The sequence below is a fragment of the Pseudomonas sp. p106 genome, from assembly GCF_003936645.1.
Lineage (GTDB): Bacteria > Pseudomonadota > Gammaproteobacteria > Pseudomonadales > Pseudomonadaceae > Aquipseudomonas > Aquipseudomonas putida_E.
Genome location: NZ_RHQR01000020.1, coordinates 1 through 25602, shown reverse-complemented (window position 1 = coordinate 25602; position 25602 = coordinate 1). Strand labels below are relative to the sequence as shown.

Annotated in this window: 27 protein-coding genes and 1 pseudogene; 17 read left to right on the top strand and 11 right to left on the bottom strand. The window is 63.4% G+C overall.

The genetic code is table 11. The features are described 5' to 3' along the window. Positions 1 to 90 precede the first annotated feature (90 nt). Both EGJ09_RS21380 and EGJ09_RS21375 read right to left on the bottom strand, forming a co-directional pair. A complete protein-coding gene (locus EGJ09_RS21380; RefSeq protein ID WP_046785336.1) occupies positions 91 to 423 on the bottom strand; it encodes an EscU/YscU/HrcU family type III secretion system export apparatus switch protein in 333 nt (110 codons plus the stop codon). Further along, positions 420 to 1976 (bottom strand): flagellar hook-length control protein FliK, encoded by a 1557-nt coding sequence (locus EGJ09_RS21375; RefSeq protein ID WP_125924724.1) that lies wholly within the window; start codon positions 1974 to 1976, stop codon positions 420 to 422. The genes EGJ09_RS21380 and EGJ09_RS21375 overlap by 4 nt, the downstream gene beginning before the upstream one ends. A 133-nt stretch (positions 1977 to 2109) precedes the next feature. Here EGJ09_RS21375 and ccmA point away from each other — a divergent pair, with 133 nt between their 5' ends. From ccmA to EGJ09_RS21300, 15 genes and pseudogenes are all read left to right on the top strand, one after another. Further along, positions 2110 to 2742 carry a cytochrome c biogenesis heme-transporting ATPase CcmA gene (gene ccmA, locus EGJ09_RS21370; protein WP_046785334.1) on the top strand — a complete coding sequence of 211 codons (633 nt, stop codon included), beginning with the start codon at positions 2110 to 2112 and terminating at the stop codon, positions 2740 to 2742. Further along, complete coding sequence (gene ccmB, locus EGJ09_RS21365; protein ID WP_371316859.1) at positions 2730 to 3407, top strand: heme exporter protein CcmB; 678 nt, start codon at positions 2730 to 2732, stop codon at positions 3405 to 3407. Before ccmA ends, ccmB begins: the two co-directional genes overlap by 13 nt. A 46-nt stretch (positions 3408 to 3453) precedes the next feature. Then, positions 3454 to 4218 carry a heme ABC transporter permease gene (locus tag EGJ09_RS21360; RefSeq protein WP_125924723.1) on the top strand — a complete coding sequence of 255 codons (765 nt, stop codon included), beginning with the start codon at positions 3454 to 3456 and terminating at the stop codon, positions 4216 to 4218. Continuing rightward, positions 4218 to 4394 carry a heme exporter protein CcmD gene (ccmD, locus tag EGJ09_RS21355; protein ID WP_039601249.1) on the top strand — a complete coding sequence of 59 codons (177 nt, stop codon included), beginning with the start codon at positions 4218 to 4220 and terminating at the stop codon, positions 4392 to 4394. Before EGJ09_RS21360 ends, ccmD begins: the two co-directional genes overlap by 1 nt. Beyond that, positions 4391 to 4846 (top strand): cytochrome c maturation protein CcmE, encoded by a 456-nt coding sequence (gene ccmE / locus EGJ09_RS21350; RefSeq protein WP_046785332.1) that lies wholly within the window; start codon positions 4391 to 4393, stop codon positions 4844 to 4846. The genes ccmD and ccmE overlap by 4 nt, the downstream gene beginning before the upstream one ends. An 11-nt stretch (positions 4847 to 4857) precedes the next feature. Further along, complete coding sequence (locus EGJ09_RS21345) at positions 4858 to 6831, top strand: heme lyase CcmF/NrfE family subunit (protein ID WP_177010805.1); 1974 nt, start codon at positions 4858 to 4860, stop codon at positions 6829 to 6831. Then, entirely contained in the window at positions 6828 to 7364 is a 537-nt protein-coding gene (locus EGJ09_RS21340; protein ID WP_012315479.1) for a DsbE family thiol:disulfide interchange protein, read from the top strand. The genes EGJ09_RS21345 and EGJ09_RS21340 overlap by 4 nt, the downstream gene beginning before the upstream one ends. Then, positions 7361 to 7837, top strand: a complete 477-nt coding sequence (locus EGJ09_RS21335) for a cytochrome c-type biogenesis protein (RefSeq protein ID WP_125924722.1) — start codon at positions 7361 to 7363, stop codon at positions 7835 to 7837. Before EGJ09_RS21340 ends, EGJ09_RS21335 begins: the two co-directional genes overlap by 4 nt. After that, positions 7830 to 9020, top strand: a complete 1191-nt coding sequence (gene ccmI, locus EGJ09_RS21330; RefSeq protein WP_125924721.1) for a c-type cytochrome biogenesis protein CcmI — start codon at positions 7830 to 7832, stop codon at positions 9018 to 9020. The genes EGJ09_RS21335 and ccmI overlap by 8 nt, the downstream gene beginning before the upstream one ends. Before the next feature lie 12 nt (positions 9021 to 9032). After that, a complete protein-coding gene (locus EGJ09_RS21325) occupies positions 9033 to 9452 on the top strand; it encodes a lipoprotein (RefSeq protein ID WP_039601243.1) in 420 nt (139 codons plus the stop codon). A 116-nt stretch (positions 9453 to 9568) separates the two neighbouring features. Further along, positions 9569 to 10508, top strand: a pseudogene (locus EGJ09_RS21320) (2-hydroxyacid dehydrogenase). Between the two features lie 51 nt (positions 10509 to 10559). Next, the gene (locus EGJ09_RS21315) at positions 10560 to 11348 is read left to right on the top strand and encodes a PhzF family phenazine biosynthesis protein (protein ID WP_046785327.1); all 789 of its coding nucleotides are present in this window, start codon (positions 10560 to 10562) and stop codon (positions 11346 to 11348) included. Between the two features lie 177 nt (positions 11349 to 11525). After that, complete coding sequence (locus tag EGJ09_RS21310) at positions 11526 to 11933, top strand: GFA family protein (RefSeq protein ID WP_046785326.1); 408 nt, start codon at positions 11526 to 11528, stop codon at positions 11931 to 11933. A 72-nt stretch (positions 11934 to 12005) separates the two neighbouring features. Next, a complete protein-coding gene (locus EGJ09_RS21305) occupies positions 12006 to 12344 on the top strand; it encodes an FKBP-type peptidyl-prolyl cis-trans isomerase (RefSeq protein WP_125924720.1) in 339 nt (112 codons plus the stop codon). Positions 12345 to 12555: 211 nt separating this feature from the next. Then, a complete protein-coding gene (locus tag EGJ09_RS21300) occupies positions 12556 to 13218 on the top strand; it encodes a histidine phosphatase family protein (RefSeq protein WP_125924719.1) in 663 nt (220 codons plus the stop codon). Between the two features lie 122 nt (positions 13219 to 13340). On the opposite strand, the gene EGJ09_RS21295 is transcribed toward EGJ09_RS21300, so the two are convergent. The 3 genes from EGJ09_RS21295 to EGJ09_RS21285 form a co-directional block, all read right to left on the bottom strand. Next, entirely contained in the window at positions 13341 to 14069 is a 729-nt protein-coding gene (locus tag EGJ09_RS21295) for an aspartate/glutamate racemase family protein (protein WP_125924718.1), read from the bottom strand. 16 nt (positions 14070 to 14085) lie between these two features. Beyond that, positions 14086 to 15618: an NCS1 family nucleobase:cation symporter-1 gene (locus EGJ09_RS21290; protein WP_046785322.1), complete on the bottom strand. Its 1533-nt coding sequence runs from the start codon at positions 15616 to 15618 to the stop codon at positions 14086 to 14088. A gap of 450 nt (positions 15619 to 16068) precedes the next feature. Continuing rightward, entirely contained in the window at positions 16069 to 16506 is a 438-nt protein-coding gene (locus EGJ09_RS21285; protein WP_039603292.1) for an Lrp/AsnC family transcriptional regulator, read from the bottom strand. A 133-nt stretch (positions 16507 to 16639) separates the two neighbouring features. Between EGJ09_RS21285 and EGJ09_RS21280 the strand changes: the two genes are divergently transcribed. Both EGJ09_RS21280 and EGJ09_RS21275 read left to right on the top strand, forming a co-directional pair. Then, positions 16640 to 17536 carry a DMT family transporter gene (locus EGJ09_RS21280; RefSeq protein WP_125924717.1) on the top strand — a complete coding sequence of 299 codons (897 nt, stop codon included), beginning with the start codon at positions 16640 to 16642 and terminating at the stop codon, positions 17534 to 17536. Positions 17537 to 17634: 98 nt separating this feature from the next. Continuing rightward, the gene (locus tag EGJ09_RS21275; protein WP_125924716.1) at positions 17635 to 18570 is read left to right on the top strand and encodes a class I SAM-dependent methyltransferase; all 936 of its coding nucleotides are present in this window, start codon (positions 17635 to 17637) and stop codon (positions 18568 to 18570) included. 57 nt (positions 18571 to 18627) lie between these two features. On the opposite strand, the gene EGJ09_RS21270 is transcribed toward EGJ09_RS21275, so the two are convergent. The 6 genes from EGJ09_RS21270 to EGJ09_RS21245 all read right to left on the bottom strand — a co-directional run bounded on the left by EGJ09_RS21270 (position 18628) and on the right by EGJ09_RS21245 (position 25392). Further along, positions 18628 to 19626 carry a sulfate ABC transporter substrate-binding protein gene (locus EGJ09_RS21270; protein ID WP_125924715.1) on the bottom strand — a complete coding sequence of 333 codons (999 nt, stop codon included), beginning with the start codon at positions 19624 to 19626 and terminating at the stop codon, positions 18628 to 18630. Between the two features lie 88 nt (positions 19627 to 19714). Beyond that, positions 19715 to 20539, bottom strand: a complete 825-nt coding sequence (locus tag EGJ09_RS21265) for an ion transporter (protein WP_046785318.1) — start codon at positions 20537 to 20539, stop codon at positions 19715 to 19717. Positions 20540 to 20584: 45 nt separating this feature from the next. After that, a complete protein-coding gene (locus EGJ09_RS21260) occupies positions 20585 to 21454 on the bottom strand; it encodes an urea transporter (protein WP_115274204.1) in 870 nt (289 codons plus the stop codon). Positions 21455 to 21645: 191 nt separating this feature from the next. Continuing rightward, a complete protein-coding gene (gene pyk / locus EGJ09_RS21255; RefSeq protein ID WP_125924714.1) occupies positions 21646 to 23061 on the bottom strand; it encodes a pyruvate kinase in 1416 nt (471 codons plus the stop codon). Continuing rightward, positions 23058 to 24332 (bottom strand): glycerate kinase, encoded by a 1275-nt coding sequence (locus tag EGJ09_RS21250; protein WP_046785315.1) that lies wholly within the window; start codon positions 24330 to 24332, stop codon positions 23058 to 23060. Before EGJ09_RS21250 ends, pyk begins: the two co-directional genes overlap by 4 nt. Before the next feature lie 166 nt (positions 24333 to 24498). Then, positions 24499 to 25392, bottom strand: a complete 894-nt coding sequence (locus EGJ09_RS21245) for a 2-hydroxy-3-oxopropionate reductase (RefSeq protein ID WP_039603965.1) — start codon at positions 25390 to 25392, stop codon at positions 24499 to 24501. Positions 25393 to 25602: the final 210 nt, after the last annotated feature.

The following is a 25602-nucleotide window of genomic DNA, read 5'->3' as shown; positions in this document are numbered from 1 at the left end:
AAAAGTGACTTGTGCAGAGAGGGGGGTGGGGCTAATTAATTGTGGGGTTGTTCACCGGCCTTTACCGATGCGCCCGCGCGCCTCACCGTATCAACCCGAGGGCAGACGCAATGTTTGCGGGGTGATATCACGGCTTGGGGCTGGCTCGTCGTCGAAGCCAACAGGGACTTTGCCGCGCAATTGCCAGGCGAAGGCGATGATCTCGGCGATGGTCAGGTACAGCGCTTCGGGAATCTGCTCGCCCAGCTCCAGGCGAGCCAGCAGGCGCACCAGCTCAGCGTTCTCGTAGATCGGCACTTCATGTTCACGTGCCAGCGCCAGGATGGCCTCGGCCAGTTCATCGTCGCCTTTGGCACTCAGGGTGGGGGCTTGCTGGCCATCGTAGCTCAGGGCGATGGCCTGACGCGGTTGCTTGCTGCTCATGCGGTTTCGTCCACCCAGCGTTGTTCCACACGTGTGCGCGGCCCTTGAGGCGGGATGCCGGGATGACATTCGAGTTCGCCAACGTCCAATCCGCGGGCCAGAAGGCGTTCACGCAGCGCGCCGAGCTGGCTGTCGATCAGCCGGGCGGTTTGTTCACGTTCAGCCCACAACTGGCCGGACAGCCGGCCCTGACTCAGTTGCGCCTGCACCTGCAGGGGGCCGAGCGGTGCCAGGTCGAAGGCCAGGTCGATGCGCCACAGCGCCTGCAGTGGGTCCTGTTGTTCACGCTCCCGGTCGGCTTGTTGCTGCGCGGTTTCCTCGCGCTGCAGCTTGACCTGAAGCGGGATGAAATCCAGGCCATGGCGCACGGGTATCTCGGTTTGCCAGGTGGTCTGCAGGTTGCCGTTTTCCAAGCTGCCGGATTGTTGCAGGCTGCTCAGGGCGTGGCTTTGCAGGCGCGAGATGGCCGCGGCGGCGAGGCGCAGCAGCTGCTGCAGGTCGCCTTCGTGTTCCATGGCCTGCAGCAACCGGGAGGGCAGCGGAAACCCGCCTGGCTGTTGCTTCGGGCTGGCCCGCTCGAGCATGCCCAGGGCGCCGCGTGCCATGGTTGGCAAAGCCTGGGCCAAGGTGGTGGAGGCGACGGCAGGACTTGCCGGTGCGTACGCCGAGGCCTGGGCCACCAGCCTGATCAGATGGGCCTTCAGGTCGGTTGCCACGTGTGTGCTCTGGCCGCCAAGCAGTTTCGCTTCAAGGAATGCCCCGCTGTTGCTCAAGGCCTGGGCAAACGCTTTGCCATCGCCCAGTTGGCGAGCGTCCGGCAGGCTGGCCAGCAGGCGCTCGGCGCTGGTGCGCAGTTCGCCGTTGCCGCTCGGGTCGCTGGCTATGCGCTGCAAAGCGTTGAGCAGGCCGGGCAAGGAGGCCTGGCGGCCCTGTTGGGTGAGCAGCTGCTGGGCGATGTTCAATTGCTCCTGACGGCCGCTGAGCGGCACGAAGCGTAGCGACTGGTCGCCTTGCACCAGCGCGCTGAGCAGGCTGCCGACCGGCAACGGGCGCGGGCTGTCGATGGTCAGGACGGCGCCTGCCTGTGCGCTGTTGAGCAAGCTCACCAGCGCGCGAAAGCTGGTGGCGGCACCAGGGCCAAGGGCAAGTGCCTGGTTGGTCAGGACCTTGCCTTGCAGGAGGGTGCCGACAGGCACCTTGCTGGTATCGAGTTGAGTGAGGAGGGTGACGTTGCTGGCGCTGGCCTGTTGCACCATTACCGCGAGGCGGTTGCTCTCTGGCTGGCTGACGGTGATCTGGCTGCCTTGGGGGATGGGTTGGCTGGTGGTGACCTGCAGCTGGTCCTGCTTGCCGTTGGCCTGGATCAGCTTGAGCACCAGTTGAAACTCGCCACCTGACTGGCGCAGCGTCAGTACCTCGGCCTGGGCGGTCTCGCCAGGCTTGAGCAGCCCGGGTTGTGCCTGGGTCAGGTTCAGCAGCTCGCCGGTCAGCGCCGCCTTGATCGCCTGCGGGTTGACGACGTTTTGTGCGCCGAGACTATTGATTTCAGTCATGATTGTATACAACCTGTCGAGCCCGCCCTCTTGGCAGCGGGGCAGCGCATGTAATAATGCCGGCCGTCCGCCACTGCCAGTATAACGGCAGCCAGGGGGGCGACTTGAGCCGTAAACTGGATAAGGCGAAACCGTGACCCTTCACCTCCAAGCCGTGGGCCTGGCCTGCGAGCGCGACTGGCGCCTGCTGTTCGAGCACCTGGATTTCGAGCTGCGGCCAGGCGACATGCTGCAGATCAGCGGCCCCAACGGCAGCGGCAAGACCAGCCTGCTGCGCCTGTTGGCCGGGCTGATGCAGCCGACTGCCGGGCAGATCCTGCTGGGCGGCAAGCCGTTGGCCGAACAACGCCATGCGCTGGCCAGCATCCTGCTTTGGATCGGCCATGCTGCCGGTATCAAGGACTTGCTCAGCGCTGAAGAAAACCTGGCCTGGCTGTGTGCCTTGCACCAGCCTGCCACAGCCGAAGCGATCTGGGCTGCTCTGGAAGCGGTCGGCTTGCGCGGTTTCGAAGATGTTCCCTGCCATACCCTGTCTGCCGGGCAGCAGCGCCGTGTAGCGCTTGCCCGGCTGTACTTGCACAGCCCGCCGTTGTGGATCCTCGATGAACCCTTCACCGCGCTGGACAAGCAAGGGGTCGCGCAGTTGGAGGCCCATCTGGCACGCCATTGCGAGCGCGGCGGCACGGTGGTGCTGACCACCCACCACACGCTTGACCAAAAGCCCTCCGGCTATCGCGAACTGAACCTGGGGCAATGGGCGGCATGAGCGTATTCATTCTGTTGTTGCGCCGTGAAGCGCGCCTGTTGTTCCGCCGCCCGGCGGAACTGGCCAACCCTTTGGTGTTCTTCGCTATCGTGGTGGCACTGTTCCCGCTGGCGGTTGGGCCGGAAAGTCAATTGTTGCAAACCTTGTCGCCCGGTTTGGTCTGGGTGGCGGCCCTGCTGGCAGTGCTGCTGTCGCTCGATGGCCTGTTTCGCAGCGATTTCGAAGACGGCTCGCTGGAGCAGTGGGTGCTGTCGCCGCACCCTCTGGCAGTGCTGGTGCTGGCTAAGGTGCTGGCGCACTGGATCTTTTCCGGGCTGGCGCTGGTATTGTTGGCGCCGCTGCTGGCACTGATGCTGGGGCTGCCAAGCCATTGCCTGCCGGTGCTGCTGGGCTCGCTGTTGCTGGGCACGCCAGTGCTGAGCCTGCTGGGTGCGGTAGGTGCGGCGCTGACGGTTGGCCTCAAGCGCGGTGGGTTGCTGCTGGCATTGCTGATTCTGCCGTTGTATATCCCTGTATTGATCCTGGGCAGTGGTGCGTTGCAGGCGGCGTTGCAAAATATGCCGGCGACCGGCCATCTGCTCTGGCTGGCCAGCCTTACGGCCCTGGCGGTGACACTGGCACCCTTTGCGATAGCGGCCGGCCTGAAGATCAGCGTCGGTGAATAACGAGTCCCGGGCTCTCAAGCCCGGCTAATACCCTGGATGTACCCTGATGAAAATTAGCTGGACGTGGTTCCACAAGCTTGGCTCCCCAAAATGGTTCTATGCCATCAGCGGCCGCATGCTGCCGTGGCTGAGCGTATCGGCCATCCTGCTGCTGGTGACGGGGGTGATCTGGGGCCTGGCCTTTGCCCCCCAGGACTACCAGCAGGGCAACAGCTTCCGCATCATCTATATCCACGTGCCGGCGGCCATGCTTGCACAATCGTGCTACGTGCTGCTGGCGGTGGCTGGCGTGGTGGGGCTGGTGTGGAAGATGAAGCTGGCGGATGTCGCCCTGCAGTGCGCAGCGCCCATCGGCGCCTGGATGACTGCCGTGGCGCTGGTGACCGGGGCCATCTGGGGCAAGCCGACCTGGGGCAGCTGGTGGGTCTGGGATGCGCGGCTCACGTCGATGCTGATTCTGCTGTTCCTGTACTTCGGCATCATCGCCCTGGGCCAGGCAATCAGTAACCGTGACAGCGCGGCCAAGGCCTGTGCCGTGCTGGCCATCGTTGGGGTGATCAATATCCCGATCATCAAGTATTCGGTGGAGTGGTGGAACACCCTGCACCAGGGCGCCACCTTCACCCTGACCGAAAAACCGGCCATGCCCGCCGAGATGTGGCTGCCGCTGCTGTGCACGGCGCTGGGCTTCTACTGCTTCTTCGGCGCCGTGCTGTTGCTGCGCATGCGCCTTGAAGTACTCAAGCGCGAAGCGCGTGCCAGCTGGGTCAGGGAAGAAGTATTGAACAGCCTGGGCCGGAGGGCCGTGTGATGAGCTTTTCTTCATTCGGCGATTTCCTCGCCATGGGCCACCATGGCCTGTATGTCTGGTCGGCCTACGCCATCTGCATGGCAGTGCTGGCGGTCAATGTCGCCGCGCCGTTGCTGGCCCGCCGTCGCTATCTGCAAGATGAGGCGCGCCGTCTGCGCCGGGAGAACAACCAGTGAATCCGCAGCGCAAGAAACGCCTGTTCCTGATACTCGGCCTGCTGGTCGGGGTGGCGGTTGCCGTCGGCTTTGCCCTGAGCGCCCTGCAACAGAACATCAACCTGTTCTACACACCGACGCAGATCGCCAATGGCGAGGCGCCGCTGGACACCCGCATCCGCGCAGGCGGCATGGTCGAGAAGGGCTCGCTGCAGCGCTCGGGCGACTCCCTTGATGTGCGTTTCGTGGTCACCGACTTCAACAAGTCGGTGCCAATCACCTACCGCGGCATCCTCCCCGACCTGTTCCGCGAAGGGCAGGGCATCGTCGCCCTGGGCAAGCTCAATGCCGAGGGTGTGGTGGTGGCCGATGAAGTGCTGGCCAAACACGATGAGAAATACATGCCGCCAGAAGTCACCAAGGCCCTGAAGGAAAGCGGCCAGGCCGCCAGTGCCGCGGAGGCCAAACCATGAATGCGGCGTTGGTGATCCCTGAACTGGGCCAATTGGCGATGATCCTGGCGATCTGTTTCGCCGTTGTGCAGGCGACCGTGCCGTTGCTCGGCGCCTGGCGCGGCGACAGCCTGTGGATGAGCCTGGCACGCCCGGCGGCCTGGGGCCAATTTGCCTTCCTGGCCTTTGCTTTCGTTTGCCTGACCCACGCCTTCATGACCGACAACTTCTCGGTTGCGTACGTGGCCAGCAACTCCAACAGCGCCTTGCCCTGGTACTACAAGTTCAGTGCCGTGTGGGGCGCGCACGAAGGCTCGTTGCTGCTGTGGGCGCTGATTCTCGGTGGCTGGACCTTCGCCGTATCGGTGTTCTCGCGCCAGCTGCCGCAAGTGATGCTGGCGCGGGTGCTGGCGGTGATGGGCATGATCAGTGTGGGCTTCCTGAGCTTTTTGATCATCACCTCCAACCCGTTCCAGCGCTTGCTGCCGCAAGTGCCGACCGATGGCCGCGACCTCAACCCGCTGCTGCAGGACTTTGGCCTGATCGTTCACCCGCCGATGCTGTACATGGGTTATGTGGGCTTTTCGGTGGCCTTCGCCTTCGCCATCGCCGCGCTGCTGGGCGGGCGCCTGGATGCAGCGTGGGCGCGCTGGTCGCGGCCCTGGACCATCATTGCCTGGGCGTTTCTCGGCGTGGGCATCACCTTGGGCTCCTGGTGGGCCTATTACGAACTGGGCTGGGGCGGCTGGTGGTTCTGGGACCCGGTGGAAAACGCTTCTTTCATGCCTTGGCTGGTGGGCACGGCACTGATCCACTCGCTGGCGGTGACGGAAAAACGCGGCGTGTTCAAGAGCTGGACCGTGCTGCTGGCGATTGCCGCGTTCTCGCTGAGCCTGCTGGGGACGTTCCTGGTGCGTTCCGGCGTGCTGACCTCGGTGCATGCCTTCGCCTCCGACCCTTCACGTGGCGTGTTCATCCTGATCTTCCTGCTGTTCGTGGTCGGTGGTTCGCTGACCCTGTTCGCCCTGCGTGCCCCAGTGGTCAAAAGCCAGGTGGGCTTTGCCCTGTGGTCGCGCGAGACGCTGCTGCTGGCCAACAACCTGGTGCTGGTGGTGGCGGCTTCGATGATCCTGCTCGGCACCCTCTACCCGTTGGTGCTCGATGCCCTGACCGGGGCCAAGCTGTCGGTGGGCCCGCCGTACTTCGATGCCTTGTTCCTGCCGCTGATGGCACTGTTGATGGTGGTGCTCGGCATCGGTGTGGTGGTGCGCTGGAAGGACACCCCAGGCAAGTGGCTGGCGAGCATGATGACGCCGGTACTGATCGCGAGCGCAGTGCTGGCGCCAGTGGCCGGGTTCATCGTCGACGACTTCGACTGGCCGACCCTTACCGCTTTTGCCCTGGCAGCCTGGGTGGTGCTCAGCGGGTTGCGCGACATTTTCGACAAGACCCGCCACAAGGGCCTGGCCAAAGGCGTGCGTGGCCTGACGCGCAGCTACTGGGGCATGCAGCTGGCGCACTTGGGGCTTGCGGTGTGCGCCCTTGGCGTGGTGCTGTCGAGCAACAACAGTGCCGAGCGTGACCTGCGCCTGGCCCCGGGTGAAAGCGTGGAGCTGGGTGGTTATCAGTTCCTGTTCCAGGGCGCCAAGCACTTCGAAGGGCCGAACTTCATTTCCGACAAGGGCACCGTCGTCGTCAGCCGCGATGGCCGTGAAGTGACCACGCTGCACCCCGAGAAGCGGCTCTATACCGTGCAGCAGTCGATGATGACCGAGGCCGGCATTGATGCCGGTTTCACCCGCGACCTGTACGTTGCCTTGGGCGAGCCGCTGGACAACGGCGCCTGGGCCGTGCGCGTGCATATCAAGCCTTACGTCCGCTGGATCTGGCTGGGCGGTCTTCTGACCGGCCTGGGCGGTTTGCTGGCGGCCCTCGACCGGCGCTACCGCGTCAAGGTCAAGACCCGGGTGCGTGATGTCCTGGGCGTGTCTGGAGCAGCTGCATGAAGCGTTGGATCATGGTGGTGCCACTGGCGGTATTCCTGCTGTTGGCCGTTTTCCTCTACAAGGGCCTGTTCCTCAAGCCCGACGAGCTGCCCTCGGCAATGATCGGCAAGCCGTTCCCGGCGTTTTCCCTGGCCTCGACCCAGGGCGATCGCACTCTGACCCAGGCCGACCTGCAAGGCCGCCCGGCGCTGGTCAACGTATGGGCCACCTGGTGCCCGTCGTGCAAGGTCGAGCACCCTTACCTCAACCAGCTTGCCGGGCAGGGCGTGGTGATCTACGGCATCAACTACAAGGACGACAATGCTGCCGCCCTGAAGTGGCTGGCCGAGTTCCACAACCCGTACCAGCTGGATATTCGCGACGAGCAGGGCAGCCTGGGCCTGGACCTGGGCGTCTATGGCGCGCCGGAAACCTTCCTGATCGACGCCAAGGGCATCATCCGCTACAAGCATGTGGGCGTCGTCGATGCCACCGTGTGGCGCGAGCAACTGGCACCGCTGTATCAGGGCCTGGTCGACGAGGCCAAGCCATGAGGCGCTGGCTTGCGGCCGTAGTACTGGGTTTGAGTGTTGCCGGCATGGCCAGGGCGGCCATCGATACGTACCAGTTCCGCGACGACGCCGAGCGTGAGCGTTATCAGCAACTGACCAAGGAACTGCGCTGCCCCAAGTGCCAGAACCAGGACATCGCCGACTCCAACGCACCGATTGCCGCCGACCTGCGCCGCGAGATCTTCCGCATGCTGGGCGAAGGCAAGAGCAATCAGCAGATCGTCGACTTCATGGTCGACCGCTATGGCGACTTTGTGCGCTACAAGCCAGCCCTCACTGGGCGTACCTGGCTGCTCTGGTTCGGCCCGGGCATTCTGCTGGTCGGTGGCTTTGCGGTGCTGGCGGTGATTGTCCGCCGCCGCCGTGTGCCGGCTACCCAAGGTTCGCACGAGTTGTCCGTCGAAGAACGCGAGCGTCTCGCCAAACTGCTGGATAAAGAACAGAACCATGACTGAATTCTGGCTTGGTGCGGGCCTGCTGCTGCTCGCCGCCCTCGGCTTTCTGCTGATCCCGACCCTGCGTGGCCGTCGCCAGCAGCAGGAAGAAGACCGTACTGCGCTGAACGTGGCGCTGTATCAGGAACGTGTCGCCGAACTGGCTGCCCAACAGGCCGCCGGTGTGCTGGATGACGCGCAACTGGCCAACGGCCGCGATGAGGCCGCCCGTGAACTGCTGGCCGATACCGAAGGCGCCGAAGCGCCGCGCCAGGGGCACCTGGGCAAGGTGCTGCCACTGCTGGCCGCAGTACTGGTGCCGGTGGTGGCGCTTGGTCTGTATCTGCACTTTGGTGCTGCGGACAAAGTGGAGCTGACTCAGGAGTTCGCTGCTGCGCCCAAGTCGATGGAAGAAATGACCACGCGCCTTGAGCGCGCCGTCCAGGCTCAGCCGGATTCGGCCGAAGGCCTGTATTTCCTGGGCCGCGCCTACATGGCCGAGCAGCGCCCGGCAGATGCGGCCAAGGCCTACGAGCGCGCCGTGGCCCTGGCCGGTCGCCAGCCCGAATTGCTCGGCCAATGGGCCCAGGCCCTGTATTTCGCTGCCAACAAGCAGTGGAGCGCACAGGTGCAGGCGCTGACCGACGAGGCGCTCAAGGCCGACCCGAACGAAGTGACCAGCCTTGGCCTGCGCGGCATTGCGGCCTTTGAAGGCGAGCGCTATCAGGAAGCCATCGACTACTGGAACCGCCTGCTGGCGCAGTTGCCTGAGGGCGACGCCTCACGGGCGGCCTTGCAAGGCGGTATCGACCGTGCGGCAGAGCGCCTGGGTGGCAATACAGGCAAGCCCGAGACCCCGGTGGCGGCACGCCTGAAGGTGCGGGTAGAGCTTGCACCGGCGCTCAAGGACAAGGTCAAGCCCAGCGACACTGTGTTCATCTTCGCCCGCGCCACCAGCGGCCCGCCCATGCCGCTGGCGGCCAAACGGGTGACCGTTGCCCAATTGCCGCTGGAGGTAGAATTGTCTGACGCCGATGCGATGATGCCGCAGATGAAACTGTCCGACTTCGCCGAAGTCCAACTGGTTGCAAGGGTATCGCGCGCCGGCCAGCCCACCCGTGGTGAGTGGATCGGCCAGGGCGCACCGCTGCCCAGCAAGACCCAGGCCACCCAGCTCCTGACCATCGACAGCCCCGACCCGTAAGAGAACCCTGCCATGCGAAACGCCGTCCGCCTGACCCTGATCACCCTGGCCCTGGGTTTGTCTGCGTGTACGGTGCGCGAGCCGTACGAACAGCCGGCGCCACCGATCGAAACGGTGCCGCCGCACAAGGGGCCGGTGGTCAAGCCACTGCCTGGCGGCCAACCGGCCACGCAGCCGAGCAAACCGGCAGCGACCCCCAAACCGATGCCGCGGACCTCCGCAAGCTTTGCACCGCCGCCGGGGGGCGCCAGCCATTGGGATCCGAAACTGGGTGTTTATGTATTGGAGAAGAAGCCCAATACGTTCTATCGGCAGCGCACCTACTACCGTTATGACAATGGCTGGAGCTGGTCTTTGAGCCCGGATGGCCCGTGGCAGGAGACCGACAGCAGTGGTGTACCCGGTGGGCTGGGCCGGGCGTTCGCTCAGTAGTTGTTGTTGCCTTTTCAGGCCAACCGATACAGTACAGTTGACCCACGATTTACAGATTGACTGTACCGCCCGCCGACTCCGCATAATGCCCCTTCGAATTTGAGCCGGAGGGGTGCATGAGCAAGACAGTCCTGGTGTTGGTGGAAACCGTCGATGATTACCTGCCCCTGCTCGAACAGGCCGGCTACCGGCTGATCCGTGCACCGTCCGCGCCACTGCGTGCCGACGCCATCCAGCGCCAAGGCGCTGAAATCGATGCGGTGCTTACCCGCGGCCCGCTGGGCCTGACCGCTGTGGAAATCCAAGCCTTGCCCAGCTTGCAGATCATCTGCGTGATCGGCGCCGGTTACGAACACGTCGACCTGGCCGCCGCCGCTGCCCGTGGCATTACCGTCACCAATGGCGCGGGTGCCAATGCCGCCGCCGTGGCCGACCACACCCTGGCGATGCTGCTGGCCCTGCTGCGCGACATTCCCCCGCGCCGATGCCGGTATCCGCCGCGGCGAGTGGCACCGGGTCATCAGCCCCTCGGTTAGTGGCAAGCGCCTCGGCATCCTCGGCCTGGGCGCAGTTGGCCTGGCTATCGCCAAACGTGCCAGCCTCGGCTTCGACATGAACATCAGCTACCACAGCCGCACACCGCGCCAGGGCGTGCCTTACACCTGGTACGACAGCCCGTTGCACCTGGCCGATGCCGTCGACATTCTGGTCGTGGCCACCCCGGGCGGTGCCAATACGCACCATCTGGTCGATGCTCGGGTGCTCGAGGCTTTGGGCCCCGAGGGCTATTTGGTGAACATCGCCCGTGCCAGCGTGGTGGATACCCAGGCCCTGGTCGGCGCGCTGCAGCGCGGGCAACTTGCGGGTGCAGCACTTGATGTGTTCGATGACGAACCGGCCGTGCCCGATGCCCTCAAGGCCCTCGGCAATACGGTGCTCACCCCGCATGTGGCCGGGCAATCCCCTGAAGCGGCGCGCGACACGGTGGCCTTGGTCCTGCGCAATCTACAGGCCTTCTTTGCCGGCGAACCGGTACTCACACCAGTCCGTCCGTAACCTTCGTTTTAGTTTCTGCCCGGCGCTGCCCGGGCCACAAGGAGTGTTCGCATGCAACTCGAGATCTTCCAGGTCGATGCCTTTTCCGCCGAGCCGTTCGGTGGCAACCCGGCAGCAGTGATCGCGCTTGAAAGCTGGCTGCCTGATGACGTGCTGCAGCGTATCGCCGAAGAGAACAACCTCTCCGAAACCGCCTATTTCGTGCGCAATGGCGAAACCTTCGACCTGCGCTGGTTCACCCCGGCGGTGGAGGTCGAGCTGTGTGGCCATGCCACTTTGGCGTCGGCCTATGTGCTGTTCGAGCAGTTGGGCGAGCAGGCAGAAGTACTGCGCTTCAACACCCGCAGCGGTGAATTGCGGGTTAGCCGCGGGGCCGACGGCTTGCTGGCCATGGACTTCCCGGCCAAGCAGCCGCTGGCCGTCGAGGCGCCCGCCGGTTTGCTGAAGGCGCTGGGGTTGAGCGGGGCGAGTGCGGTGTATCAGTCCGACGACTATGTCGTGATGATCGATGACGCCTCGCTTTTGGACCCGCTGCAGCCTGATTTCGTCGCCTTGTCGGCCTTCGATGTGCGTGGCATCGCCGTGACCGCGCCCGGGCGCGGATACGATTTCGTCACGCGCTGGTTCGGCCCGCGAGTCGGTGTCAACGAAGACCCGGTCACAGGTTCTGCGCACACCTCACTTGCGCCTTTGTGGGCGCAGCGGTTGGGCAAGCGCACCCTGACCTGCGAGCAGGGCGGCGCGCGCAAGGGCCAGCTGCACTGTGAGGTGCCAGGTAATGGCCGAGTGATCATCAGCGGGCGGGCGGCGTTGTACCTGCGCGGTACTGTCTACATCTAGACGTTTGTGTAGTCCACTGTAGGAGCGGCCTTGTGTCGCGATCAGGCCGCAACGCGGCCTCTCGAGTTACGCAATCATCATTAAACCAGGGGGCTGCTTTGCAGCCCATCGCGACACAAGGCCGCTCCTACCGGGCATCTATAATTGCTGGCCCAATCCTCGCTAATGGAGCACCCCATGGTCATGGAGAAACAAGGCGCCTGCCTGTGCGGCGCCACGAAGCTCACGGTCACCCTCGACAACACCCATATCAGTGCCTGCCATTGCAGCATGTGTCGCAAGTGGACCGGTGGGCCGTTGCTGGTCGTTCACTGCAGCCAGCCGCCGGTCATCGAAGGGCGTTCGCCCGGCGTCTACGATTCATCCGACTGGGCCCAGCGCGGCTTTTGCGGGCGCTGCGGCACTCACCTGTATTACCGGCTCAAGGCCAACGATTTCTACGCGGTGCCGGTGGGCCTGCTGGACGGCGATGAGGCTTGGGATTTCGACCTGCAGATATTCGTCGAGCAGAAACCTGCCTGGTACTGCTTTGCCAACCAAACCAAGGAATTGACTGGACAGCAAGCCTTCGAGCAGTTGGGTTGAGCCTGGCGGCTTGCCAAACCCGTGCATTCCTGAGAAAAGGGCGGCCTTGAATTTCAGCGTTGGAGCATGCCCATGAGCAGCGAACTGCAAATCACCGACCTCGTCGAAGGCGACGGCAAGGCCGCCGTCAAAGGGGCCCTGATCACCACCCAGTACACCGGCTGGCTGGCCGATGGCAGCGAGTTCGACTCGTCCTGGTCGCGCGGCAAGCCGTTCCAGTGCGTGATCGGCACGGGCCGCGTGATCAAGGGCTGGGACCTAGGCCTGATGGGCATGCGCGTGGGGGGCAAACGCAAGCTGCAGGTGCCGGCGCACCTTGGCTATGGCGAACGTAGCGTGGGCGCGATCCCGCCGAATTCGGACCTGACGTTCGAGATCGAATTGCTCGAGGTGTTGACGCGGGAGGACTGAGTGTCGGATGCGGCCGGCAGGCTTTACATAATTCGGCAACATGTATGCCTTAACGTAAGTCTTGCCCAGGGAGGAACCAAACGCGTTGAGGGCACTCTGACCCCTACTCGTTGGCCAGGGATGGCATTCACTACAAGGATGCCTTGCGGCTTGAGCCTCAGGGCAATGTGGCGGGTCGACCCGAAACTGTCTGCCACAAGAGCCTGCCTACATGAAGTTGCCACCGTTTGTTCGCCGTAGTCGCCACCTGCTGCTGAGCCTCGCACTCGTCGGTGCGGCGGTGCCCTTGGCACTGGAATTGGTCGAAAGCCGCGCTCAACCGGTCGATGGCACCCAGACCCTGGTGTTTCTGCGCCATGCCGAGAAACCCGGCGAAGGGTTGGGGCAGTTGAACTGTCAAGGCCTCAACCGTGCACTGGACCTGGCCACGCTGCTGCCCGAGCGCTTCGGCAACGCCGATTTCGTCTTCGCAGCCAACCCGACACGAGAGGTCGAGGAAGGCAGCAGTGACCAGAGCTACAGCTACATCCGGCCACTGATGACCATCACCCCGAGTGCGATACGTCTCGGCCTGCCGGTGAATATCGATTATGGTGCAAACGACACCGATGAGCTAGCCGATGAATTGCTCAGTGGCAAGTACCGCAACGCCACCGTCTACACTGCCTGGTCCCATGGTTACCTGCCGGAGCTGATCAATACTGTCGCCGGCAAGGCGCTGGGTGAGGACCGGGTGATCACCGAAGATTGGCAGGGCGATGACTTCGACACCCTGTATGTTCTGACCTTGACCTGGCGCGACGGCAAGGCCAGCCTGCTCAGCCGCAACATACGCCAGGGCCTGGATGGCGGTGCGCATAGCTGTCCGACCTGATCTGCTGTTACTGTCTTGGCAAGCAAGCCGACTCCCACTGGGTTGAGCTGAATTTGAGAGCAGCGGGGCAACCTGTGTGAGCCGGCTTGCCGGCGATAGGGCCGGCGAAGACCCCTGAGGCTTTACCGCCCGAACCGCATCGGCCAGCCCACCACTTTCTTCGCCCGCGGGGTGGCATAGGTCCGCACCTTGGACGTGCTCAGCCCCATCCGCACCAACGATTCGGCAATGGTCACCGCCGCGCTCACGCCATCGACCACCGGCACCCCGGTGCGTTGGCGAATCTGCTCGTCCAGCCCGGCCATGCCGCCACAGCCAAGGCAGATCACCTCGGCCTTGTCTTCGCGCACCGCCCGTTCGGCCTGTTCGATGATGGCCTGTACCGCACGCTGCGGGTCTGCCTCCAGTTCCAGCACGGCCAGGCCACTGGCGCGCACCGAGGCGCAGCGGTCGTATAGCCCGGAAAGCTTCAGGCGGTCTTCGATCAGTGGCACGGTACGGTCCAGGGTGGTCACCACCGAGTAGGCGTGGCCCAGGTACATCGCAGTGCTGGCGGCGGCATCTGTGATGTCCACCACCGGCACGTTCAGCAGTTCCTGCAGACCTTCGCGGCCATGTTCGCCGTAGCCGGCCTGGATCACGGCATCGTACGGGCCCTCGTAGGCCAGCACGCGGTCCATCACGGCAATGGCGGCCAGGTAGCTCTCGAAATTGCCCTCCACCGACTCGGCACCGAACCATGGGGTCAGGCCGATGATCTGCGTGCCGGGCGACGCCACGCTGCGGGCCTGTTCGGCGATGGCCTCGGTGATGGCTTCGGTGGTGTTGACGTTGGCGATCAGAATACGCATGAACACTGCTCCTTGATCAGTGGCTGCTGTGGTCGACGGCGATGCATTCGCCGCTGACATCAGCGTAATGGCGGTTGCGCGGGGCGATCAGCAGGTACAGCGCAGCGGCGATGCCGGCACCGATCAGCCAGGAAAAAGGCGCGATGGCATGGAAGTTGGGCACCAGCGCCAGGACGATGGCCAGCAGCGCGGCCGGCAGGAACGCGGCGACGGCCCGCAGGTTGATGCCCTTGCTGTAATGGTAGGCCCCGGCCGGGTGTTCGCTGTACAGCTCCGGCACGTTGATGCAGCCTTTGCGCAGCAGCCAGTAGTCGGCCATGATCACCCCGTACAGAGGGCCCAGCAGGGCGCCCAGGCCGGACAGGAAGTAGACGATCACCAGCGGGCTGTTGTAGAGGTTCCATGGCAGGATCAACACGGCGAGGGTGGCGCTGATCAACCCCGCGCGGCGAAAGTTCAGGTGCCGCGGCGCCAGGTTGCTCAGCACGAAGGCCGGGGCGACGAAGTTGGCCATGATGTTCACCGCAACGGTGACGATCAGGAAGGCCAGGCAACCGAGCACCAGGAAAGCGGTGTTGGGGATGCTGGCAACGATCTGGGTCGGGCTGTCGATGATCTGGCCATTGATCTGGAACTGTGCGCCGCACAGCACCACGGTGATGACCGCGAAGACCAGGATGTTCACCGGCAGGCCCCAGAAGTTGCCTACGCGGATGGTCTTGCGGCACGGCGAGGAACGGGCGAAGTCGCAGAAGTTGAGCACCAGGGTGCCGTAGATTGCCAGCCACAGCGCGCCGCCGGCGAATATGTTGCGCCACATCTCGTAACCGGTCAGCGGCTCGGCCACCGACCAGGCGATGCGCGCATCGGCCTTGAAGTACATGAACACCGCCAGGCTGGCCACGGTCAGCAGGATCACCGGGCCGGCGAATGCCTCGTAGCGGCGCACCATCTCCATGCCGTAGGCGAGGATCACCAGTTGCACCAGCCAGATCGCCACGAAGCACACCCAGCCCAGGCTCGACAGGCCGAGGATGCTGTCCTGGTCATAGCTGGCGAGTTGCGGCCACACGGCCGTGAGTAGCACGCGCAGCACTACAGAGGCCAGGTAGGTCTGGATGCCGAACCAGGCGATGGCAATCACTGCACGGATCAGCGCAGGGATCTGCGCGCCATGGATGCCGAAGGCGATGCGGCTGATCACCGGGAACGGCACGCCGGTCTTCTGCCCCATGTAGCCGGACAGGTTCATGAAGAAGTACACCAGCGCGGCGCCGATCGCCAATGACAAGAGTATCTGCCAGCCGCCCAGGCCCAGGGCGAACAAGCCCATGGCGAATGAGTAGTTGGCAATGTTGTGCACATCGTTGGTCCACAGCGCGAAGATACTGTAGCGCCCCCAGCGGCGGCCCTCTATGCGCGTCGGGGCAAGGTCGCGGTTATGCAGGCGCGGGCTCAGTTCAAGTTGTGGCGCATGGCCGGCCAGGGAGGAAGCGGGGGTGGTGCTGGCGACGGATAGTTCAGGGGCAAGGTCGAGGCTGGTACTCATTCCGGCAGGCTCCTGATGCACGTGGACTGCGATGAGCGGGCATGCGCACGGGCTCGCCATCTCGTCAGTGCAGCGTTGGCATCACTGGGTTCTGGGCGCGGCGGCCGGTTTGGGGCGGCGTCGCGGGTTCTTGTGTATTTATGTTCTGTTTAACTTGTATACAAAACACGAACACACAAAAGCGAGTTCCATGCCACTCAAAAACCGTACTTCGAGTTGTCACTATCTCGAATCTATCTCTCTGAAAGCTAAGTTGATGAATTAAAGAAACTATAAATTGACCAATTGAACAGGTTTAATTTTTTGTTCGGATAATTAGTTGATCATTTGGTCAGATTAAGTTGCGCGAACTGTGTAACGTAATGGGGCATTGCTAGCACTTATGCACACAAAAATGGCACCTAAGGTGACATTTATGTGTACAGAGGTGGGTCAGGTTTTCCAGGCGCCTCAGTCCATCGGCGGCAAGCGCCGCTTTACCGGGCTCTTCTTGATGATCGCCGTGTTGGTGTCAGCTAGCACATTGATACGGTCAAGCAGGGCGTCGAGCTGTTCCATCGACCGCACATGCAGCCGGGCAATGAAGCAATCCTCGCCCGTTACCTTGTCGCACTCGGTGAACTCGGGAATCGCGACAATCTGCCGTTCCACCTCCTGCAACTGCCCCGGCAGCGGGCGAATGCGCACGATGGCCTGCAATTGGTAACCAAAGCTGCGCGCATCGACATCCACGGTGTAACCCCGCAGCACGCCGCGCTCCTCCAGACGGCGCAGGCGCTCGCTGACGCTGGGTGCAGAAAGGCCACTGATCTGCGCCAGTGCTTTCAGTGAGCGGCGGGAATCTTCCATCAGGGCATTGATCAGGAGTTGGTCGATGGCATCGGTCATATACGCCTCATTAGGTTAAGGAGAGATTTCCCCTTGATAGTAAAGGCGCACTGGCCATTTTGCCTTGGTTATCCGCTGGTAGGTTAATCGTCAGCCTCTGCATACTGTGGCCATCATCAATGGGAGGTGTGAGATGGACAGTTCGTTGCGCCGTGGCTCGCTGGAAATGGTCGCTGCCATGCTGATTTCCGGGACCATTGGCTGGTTCGTGCTGGTATCCGGGCAGCCGGTGCTGGACGTGGTGTTCTGGCGTTGCGTGTTCGGTACTGGCACGTTGCTGGTGATCTGCGCGGCGTTCGGGTTCCTCAAGCCCGGCGTGACCAGCCGCACGGCTTTGCTCTTGGCCATTGCCAGCGGCGTGGCCATCGTCGGCAACTGGGTGTTGCTGTTCGCTTCCTATTCGCGGGCGTCGATCGCCATCGGCACAGCGGTGTACAACGTCCAGCCGTTCCTGCTGGTGGGGCTGGCGGCAGTGTTTCTGGGCGAGAAGATCACTATGGCCAAGCTCACCTGGCTGAGCGTGGCGTTCCTTGGCATGCTGGCCATCGTCAGCGCCCATGGCGCAGGGCAGGGCAGCGGTGAAGAGTACTTGGTGGGCATTGCGCTGGCGCTGGGGGCGGCGTTTCTGTATGCCATTGCCGCATTGATCATCAAGCACCTGAGCGGCACGCCACCGCATCTGATTGCCTTGATCCAGGTAGCGACCGGCGTAATACTGCTGGCGCCGTGGGTCAAGCTGGGCGGGTTGCCTGGCGAGCCTTCGGCGTTGGCCAGCCTGGTGACGTTGGGCATGGCGCACACGGGGCTGATGTACGTGCTGCTGTACAGTGCCATCCAGCGCCTGCCCACGGCGTTGACCGGTGCCCTTTCATTCATCTACCCGATTGCCGCGATCCTGGTCGACTGGGTGGCCTTCGGGCACCGCCTGGCGCCACTGCAGTGGCTCGGTGTGGCGCTGATCTTGCTGGCGGCGGCGGGCATGCAGCAAGGGTGGTGGTTCCGTTCGGCGCCGATCATTGCCAAAGGATAGTGAGGCCGCTGTATGACCTATCGCCGAACAAGCCGGCGATAGGGCACGCAGCGGCCTAGCGGGGTAGAATGCTCCCTTTTATCTGCTTGCGACCCGCCATGACTTCGCCGATCCACACCCTCGAACAGCATCTGCTCACCGCCCTCGACCCCGCCCCGCAGGAAACCCGCCGCCTGTTCCATGGTCGCGGCCGTTGCTGGCCGGGGCTGGAGCAGGTCACCGTCGACTGGTTGCAGGGCGTGCTGTCGGTAGCGTTGTTCCGTGAACCACCCGAGGGCCAGTTGGCAGAACTAGAGGCCATGCTGCGCAACCTCGCCGAGCACCCACAGTGGGCCGGCCAAGCGATCCTCATCCAGCACCGTTACCTGCCGGACAGCCCGGGCCAGTGGTTGTGGGGCGAGCCGTGCCAGCAGCGCGAGGTGGTCGAAGATGGCCTGACCTATCTGCTCGACCTGGGCGTGCGGCAGAACAACGGCCTGTTTCTCGACATGCGCTACGGCCGACGCTGGGTGCGTGAGCAGGCGGCGGGCAAGCGTGTGCTGAACCTGTTCGCCTACACCTGCGGCTTCTCGGTGGCAGCGATTGCCGGGGGCGCCGAGCAGGTGGTCAACCTGGACATGGCCAAGTCGGCGCTGTCCCGTGGCAGAGACAACCATCGCCTCAATGGCCACGATGCATCGCGGGTGGCGTACCTGGGGCATGAACTGTTCAAGTCGTGGGGCAAGGTGCGCAAGTACGGACTCTACGATTTGATCATCATCGACCCGCCCACCTTTCAGAAAGGCAGTTTCGTGCTGACCCAGGATTACGCAAAGATCTTGCGGCGCTTGCCAGAGTTGCTGACCGAGGGTGGGACTGTGCTGGCGTGCGTGAATGATCCGGCGATCGGGCCGGAGTTTCTGATCGAGGGCATGGCTGAGCAGGCCCCGGCTTTGGCCTTCGTCGAGCGCTTGGACAACCCCCCGGAGTTTCCGGATGCCGATCCGGCGGGGGGCTTGAAGGCCTTGGTATTTCGCGGTAAATCACCGGCCTGATGCTCTGGGACACATTCACTGAGCGTCATGATGGCGGCCAGTGAGGGCAGCATTCAATTACTGACCGGTATAGATCTGGTCAAACACCCCACCATCGTTGAAGTGGGTCTTCTGCACGGTGCGCCAGTCACCGAAGGTTTTCTCCACCGACAGGAAGTCGACCTTCGGGAAGCGGTCGGTGTACTTGGCCAGTACGGTTGCATCACGCGGACGCAGGTAGTTCTGTGCCGCGATTTCCTGGGCTGCCGGCGACCACAGGTACTTGAGGTATTCCTCGGCCACGGCCTGGGTGCCCTTCTTCGCTACCACTTTGTCGACCACACTCACCGGTGGTTCGGCTTCGGCCGACACGCTCGGGTAGACCACTTCGAACTGGTCGCGGCCGAATTCGCGGGCGATCATTTCGGCTTCGTTCTCGAAGGTCACCAGCACATCGCCGATCTGGTTGGTCATGAAGGTCGTGGTCGCGGCTCGGCCACCGGTATCGAGTACCGGTGCCTGTTTGAACAGCTTGCCGACGAAGTCCTTGGCCTTGTTCTCGTCACCGCCCTGCTTGAGCACATAACCCCAGGCCGACAGGTAGGTATAGCGCCCGTTACCCGAGGTCTTGGGGTTGGGCACGATTACCTGCACCCCATCCTTGAGCAGGTCAGGCCAGTCTTTGAGTGCCTTGGGGTTGCCCTTGCGCACGATGAACACAGTGGCCGAGGTGAACGGGGCGCTGTTGTTGGGCAGGCGTGTAACCCAATTGTCCGGCACCTGCTTGCCGATATCGGCCAGCGCATTGATGTCGGTGGCCATGTTCATGGTGATGACGTCGGCCGGCAGGCCATCGATCACTGCACGTGCCTGTTTGCTCGAACCGCCGAAGGACATCTGCACGTTGACCTTCTCGTTGTGCTCGGCTTCCCAGTGTTTCTGAAACGCTGGGTTGTAATCCTTGTAGAAGTCGCGCATCACGTCGTATGAAACGTTGAGCAGGGTCGGAGCGGCCTGAGCGAGGGTGCCGAACGCCAGGCCGGCGGCCAGCAGCGAAGCAGTGAAGAGTTTTTTCACGATGCGTCCTTGTTCCGGAGTGTTTGGTAACTTATGCGCGACTATAGCGTTTCGTTATTGAACGACTAAAGACCAAATGGCTCTTTGCTTATTCTGTTTTCGGGAACAGCAGGTTACCGCAGCGCGAGCAAAATGCAGCGCCGTGTTCATGGGCCTTTTTGCTGCACCTTGGGCAGTCGTGCTGCAACTGTTCGGCGCGCATGGCATTGGCCAGTTCGGCGGTGAAAATCCCTGTGGGCACGGCAATGATCGAATAACCGGTGATCATCACCAGTGAGGACAGCACCTGGCCCAGCGGTGTTTTCGGCACGATATCGCCAAAGCCCACGGTCGTGAGCGTGACAATGGCCCAGTAGATGCCTTTGGGGATGCTGGTAAAGCCGTGCTCGGGGCCCTCGATCACATACATCAAGGTGCCGAACACAGTAACCAGGGTCGACACGCTGAGCAGAAACACGATGATCTTCTGCTTGCTGCCACGCAGTGCCGCCATCAGGTAATTCGCTTGGTTCAGGTACTGGCCGAGCTTGAGCACACGGAAAATCCGCAGCATGCGGATCACCCGGATGATCAGCAGGTACTGCGCGTCGCTGTAGTACAGGGCGATGATCCCCGGCACGATCGCCAGCAGGTCGACCAGGCCATAGAAGCTGAAGGCGTAGCGCATGGGCTTGGGCGAGCAGTAAAGGCGAGTGATGTACTCGGCCAGGAAGATCGCGGTGAAGCCCCATTCGATACCGGCCAGCAGGCCTGCGTAGTTCTGGTGAATCTCGTCGATGCTGTCGAGGATCACCGTGACCAGGCTGGCCAGGATGATCAGCAGGAGGGTCTTGTCGAAGCGCCGGCCGGCGACGGTGTCGGTCTGGAATACGATGACGTAGAGCCGTTCGCGCAGGCTCGCAGGGTTGTTCATGGGCTCGTTCCACAAAAGCGATGGGCTGAGCCTAGGGGTTGCGTTTCAGCTGTGCAAGCGCCTGGCATTGCGCTGCCTGGGCTGGGCCAGGTGGCTGCCCAAGTGCATCAGCCAGCAGGCGGCGACGAACGGGGCGGTCAGGCCGGGCACCGGTAGCAGCTTGAACAGCGGTTGCAGCAGTAGAGCCAGGGCAATCGCCAGTAGGGTCACCCAAGGCTTTTCACCCTGCCTGCTGAAGGCCAGCGCCGCCAGTGCCGCGTTGAAGCCGTACAGACCCAGCCAGGCAGATTGCGCTTCGGCAAACAAGGCTACGCTGCCACCGATGGCCGAGCCGATCACCGCCCACATCGCGGCATAGGGGTTGGCGATGAACATGCCTAAGATGATCAGCAACCCGGCCAATGGCTGGTCGAGCAGGAAAATCTGGCCTACGCCCCGCGCCAGAGCATACAGAGGGTCGGCTTCGACGAAGCCGCTGGGTGAGGGGCTGGCGAGCAGCAGTGTGCCCCAACCCAGCAGCACGAAAGGGGCGGTGTAGGCGATCAGCAGTTTGCCCCCGCGCTTGCGCCACTGGTGGGTAATGATGCTGGACAGCCCACCGGCAGCGATGATCAGCGGCGGCATGATTGCCGACCAGGGCAGTACCGCGCAGATCAGGATGCCGATCAGCACGCCGTTATAGCAGTAAAGCCCGGCCTGGCGGTCGGCGCGGTCATAGCCGCGGCGCTGTGCGGTGAGCAGGCCGGCGAGGGCGCCGAGCAGGGCACCGCCGACCAGGTCGGGGGCGGTCAGCAGGATGGCCAGCAGGCAGCACAGGCCGCACAGGGGGCTGCGCAGCAGCAGTACCTGGCTGAAGCCGTTGAGTAGCGCCGTGGCCCAGTCGGGGCACGGGTTGACGAAATTTTTGGTGTACATGGGCAGTCGGTAAGGTTGATGGAAGAGCGGTGGGCCTCTTTGGGCCTCGGTTTTCCGCGTGTCTGTTGTTGGGGTGCAAGGGGAGGGCTTTGCCCTCCTTTCGCGACGCAAGGCCGCTCCTACAGGGTTTCGCGTTCGCCGGTAGGAGCGGCCTTGTGTCGCGAAAGGGGCGCAAAGCGCCCCCGGCAATCTCAGACCAAGGTCTCGATCCGCAGGCTGTTGGTCGAGCCCGGCTTGCCGAACGGCACACCGGCAGTGATCAGCAATGTGTCACCACGGCTGGCCATGCCTTGGGCCTGGGCAATTTCCAGTGCGGTGGAGACCACCTCATCTACCTGGCGCAAACGGTCATTGACCACCGAGTGCACGCCCCAGGTCACGCTCAAGCGGCGGGCAGTGACCAGGTTCGGCGTCAGGTTGAGGATCGGTGCCCGTGGCCGCTCGCGTGCGGCGCGCAGGGTCGAAGCCCCCGACTCGCTGTAGTTGACCAGCACCGCCACCGGCAGGATGCCGCTGATCCGGCGGATCGCGCAGCTGATGGCGTCCGACACGGTGGCTTCAGCTTTGGGCCGGCCAACGTCGAGCTGGGCCTGGTAATCCGGGCCGTTCTCCACCTGGCGGATGATCTTGCTCATCATCTGCACGGCTTCCAGTGGGTAGTCACCCGAAGCGGTCTCGGCCGACAGCATCACCGCATCGGCACCTTCGGCAACGGCATTGGCGACGTCGGTGACTTCGGCGCGGGTCGGGGCTGGCGAGAAACGCATGGATTCGAGCATCTGCGTGGCCACCACCACCGGTTTACCCAGCTGGCGGCAGGTGCCGATGATGCGTTTCTGGATCTGCGGCACGCTCTCGGCCGGCACTTCCACACCCAGGTCGCCACGCGCCACCATGATTGCATCGGACAGTTCGGCAATCGCCTGCAGCTGCTCCACGGCCGACGGCTTTTCGATCTTGGCCATCAGGTAGGCACGGTCGCCGATCAGCTGGCGGGCCTCAAGGATGTCTTCGGGGCGTTGCACGAACGACAGCGCCACCCAGTCCACGCCCAGTTCCAGGCCGAAGGCCAGGTCGCGGCGGTCCTTTTCGGTGAGCGGGGAGAGGTCAAGCACCGCTTGCGGCACGTTGACACCCTTGCGGTCGGACAGCTCGCCACCGGCCAGCACTTCGGTGTCGATGGCATCGCTGTGCTTGGCGGTCACCCGCAGGCGCAGCTTACCGTCGTCCAGCAGCAGGTCCATGCCGGGCTCCAGCGCGGCGATGATCTCCGGGTGCGGCAGGTTGACCCGGCGGCTGTCACCCGGGGCCTTGTCCAGGTCCAGGCGCAGCGCCTGGCCGCGTTGCAGCTGCACCTTGCCTTCGGCAAAGCGGCCAACGCGCAGCTTGGGGCCCTGCAAGTCCATGAGGATGCCGAGCGGGTAGTTCAGTTGCTGCTCGACCTCGCGGATCCACTGGTAGCGCAGGGCGTGGTCGGCGTGTTCGCCATGGCTGAAGTTGAGGCGGAAGATGTTCACCCCGGCTTCTACCAGCTGGCGGATATCGTCGATGCCATTGATCGCAGGGCCGAGGGTGGCGAGGATTTTGACTTTTTTATCAGGCGTCATGATTGTGCAGTCTCAAGGATCAGGATGGCGCGGAAGTCGTTGACGTTGGTGCGGGTCGGCTCAGTGACGATCAGCGCATCGAGTGCGGCGAAATAGCCGTAGCCGTTGTTGTTGTCCAGCTCGTCACTGGCCGACAGGCCCAGGGCCTCGGCGCGGGCGAAGCTGGCTGGCGTCATGACGGCGCCGGCGTTTTCTTCCGAGCCGTCGATGCCGTCGGTATCACCAGCCAGGGCGTACACGCCCGGCAGGCCCTTCAGGCTTTCGGTGAGGCTGAGCAAAAACTCCGCATTGCGCCCGCCACGGCCATTGCCGCGTACGGTGACGGTGGTTTCGCCGCCAGAAAGGATCACACAAGGTGCTTTGAGCGGCTGCCCGTGCTGGACGATCTGCCGGGTGATACCGGCATGCACCTTGGCCACTTCACGCGATTCACCTTCCAGGTCGCCGAGGATCAGCGGGCTGAAGCCGGCCTGGCGGGCTTGCACTGCAGCGGCTTCAAGCGATTGCTGGGGCTTGGCGATCAGCTGGAAGTGGCTGCGGGCCAGGGCCGGGTCATCGGCCTTGACGGTTTCCGAGGCGGGGTTGTTGAGCCAGTCGATGACGGCCTTGGGCGCTTCGATGTTGTAGCGCTTGAGGATCGCCAGGGCGTCGGCCGAGGTGCTCGGGTCGGCCACGGTAGGGCCGGAGGCGATGACCGTAGCCAGGTCGCCGGGCACATCGGAAATGGCATAGGTGTAGACAGTGGCGGGCCAGCAGGCTTTGGCCAGGCGGCCGCCCTTGATCGCCGAGAGGTGCTTGCGCACGCAGTTCATCTCGCCGATGGTGGCACCGGATTTGAGCAGCGCCTTGTTGATCTGTTGCTTGTCGGCCAGGGTCAGGCCTTCGGCTGGCAGCGCCAGCAGGGCCGAACCACCGCCAGAGAGCAGGAAGATGACGCGGTCGTCTTCGTTCAGGTCGCTGACCAGTTCCAGCACACGTTTGGCCACGGCCAGGCCAGCGGCGTCGGGGACCGGGTGGGCGGCTTCGACCACTTCGATCTTCTGGCAGTTGGCGCCATGACCGTAACGTGTGACCACCAGCCCGGACACTTCACCCTGCCAGCTCTTCTCGACCACTTCGGCCATGGCCGCTGCGGCTTTGCCGGCGCCGATGACGATGACCCGGCCGCTACGGTCGGCGGGCAGGTAGGGTTCGAGGACTTGACGGGGGTGGGCGGCAGCGATGGCTGTGTCGAACAGGTCGCGGAGAAGTTTTTGCGGATCGACCGACATGGCAGGCTCCCAATTATTGTTGTTCTGCAGAATCGAAAACGCCCCTGGAACTGCCTCCGTGCAGGCCGAACCAGGGGCGGTCCCCAGAGCTGCAAGCTTCAAGCTACAAGCCGCAAGTAAAAGCAGACCTGCTTTTGCTTGCCGCTTGAGGCTTACAGCTTGAAGCTTATTTCTCGCCGCGGATCGAGAAGTTGGCCATGTGCTCCAGGCCTTTGATCAGCGCCGAGTGGTCCCAGTTGCCGCCGCCCAGTGCCACGCAGGTGCTGAACACTTGCTGGGCGTTGGAGGTGTTGGGCAGGTTGATGCCCAGCTCCTTGGCGCCTTGCAGGGCCAGGTTCAGGTCTTTCTGGTGCAGATTGATGCGGAAGCCTGGGTCGAAGGTACCTTTGATCATGCGCTCGGCATGCACTTCGAGGATCTTCGAGGAGGCGAAGCCGCCCATCAGCGCTTCACGCACCTTGGCAGGGTCTGCACCGTTCTTGGCCGCGAACAGCAGAGCTTCGCTGACGGCCTGGATGTTCAGGGCGACGATGATCTGGTTGGCGACCTTGGCCGTCTGGCCGTCACCGTTGCCGCCGACGCGGGTGATGTTCTTGCCCATGGCTTCGAACAGCGGCAGGGCGCGTTCGAAGGCGTTCGGGCAGCCACCGACCATGATGCTCAGGGTCGCGGCCTTGGCACCGACTTCACCACCGGACACTGGTGCGTCGAGGTAGGCGGCACCGGTGGCCTTGATCTTCTCGGCAAAGGCCTTGGTGGCGGTTGGCGAGATCGAGCTCATGTCGATCACCACCTTGTTCGGGCCCACGCCTTCGGCGACGCCGTTCTGGTCGAACAGTACGCTTTCGACCTGCGGGGTGTCCGGCACCATGACGATGATGAACTCGGCTTCCTGGGCAACCTCTTTCGGGTTGGCCAGCGCCACTGCGCCAGCGGCGATCAGGTCAGCCGGTGCGGCCTCGTGGTGGGTGGAAACGAAAATGCTGTGACCTGCTTTTTGCAGGTTCTGAGCCATGGGCTTGCCCATGATGCCGGTGCCGAGGAAACCGATTTTAGCCATGAGAAATTACCTCTTTTATATTTATGTGAGCAGGCGACTCGGCCCCCTGTAGGGGCGGCCTTGTGTCGCGAAGGGGCGCGCAGCGGCCCCGCGATCTCAGTTGCGCAGGCAATCTGCCGGGGCTGCTTTGCAGCCCTTCGCGCCACAAGGCCGCTCCTACAGCAGGTTCTGCGAGCGTTCTTAGATTGCGTTGTGTGTCTTCAGCCAGCC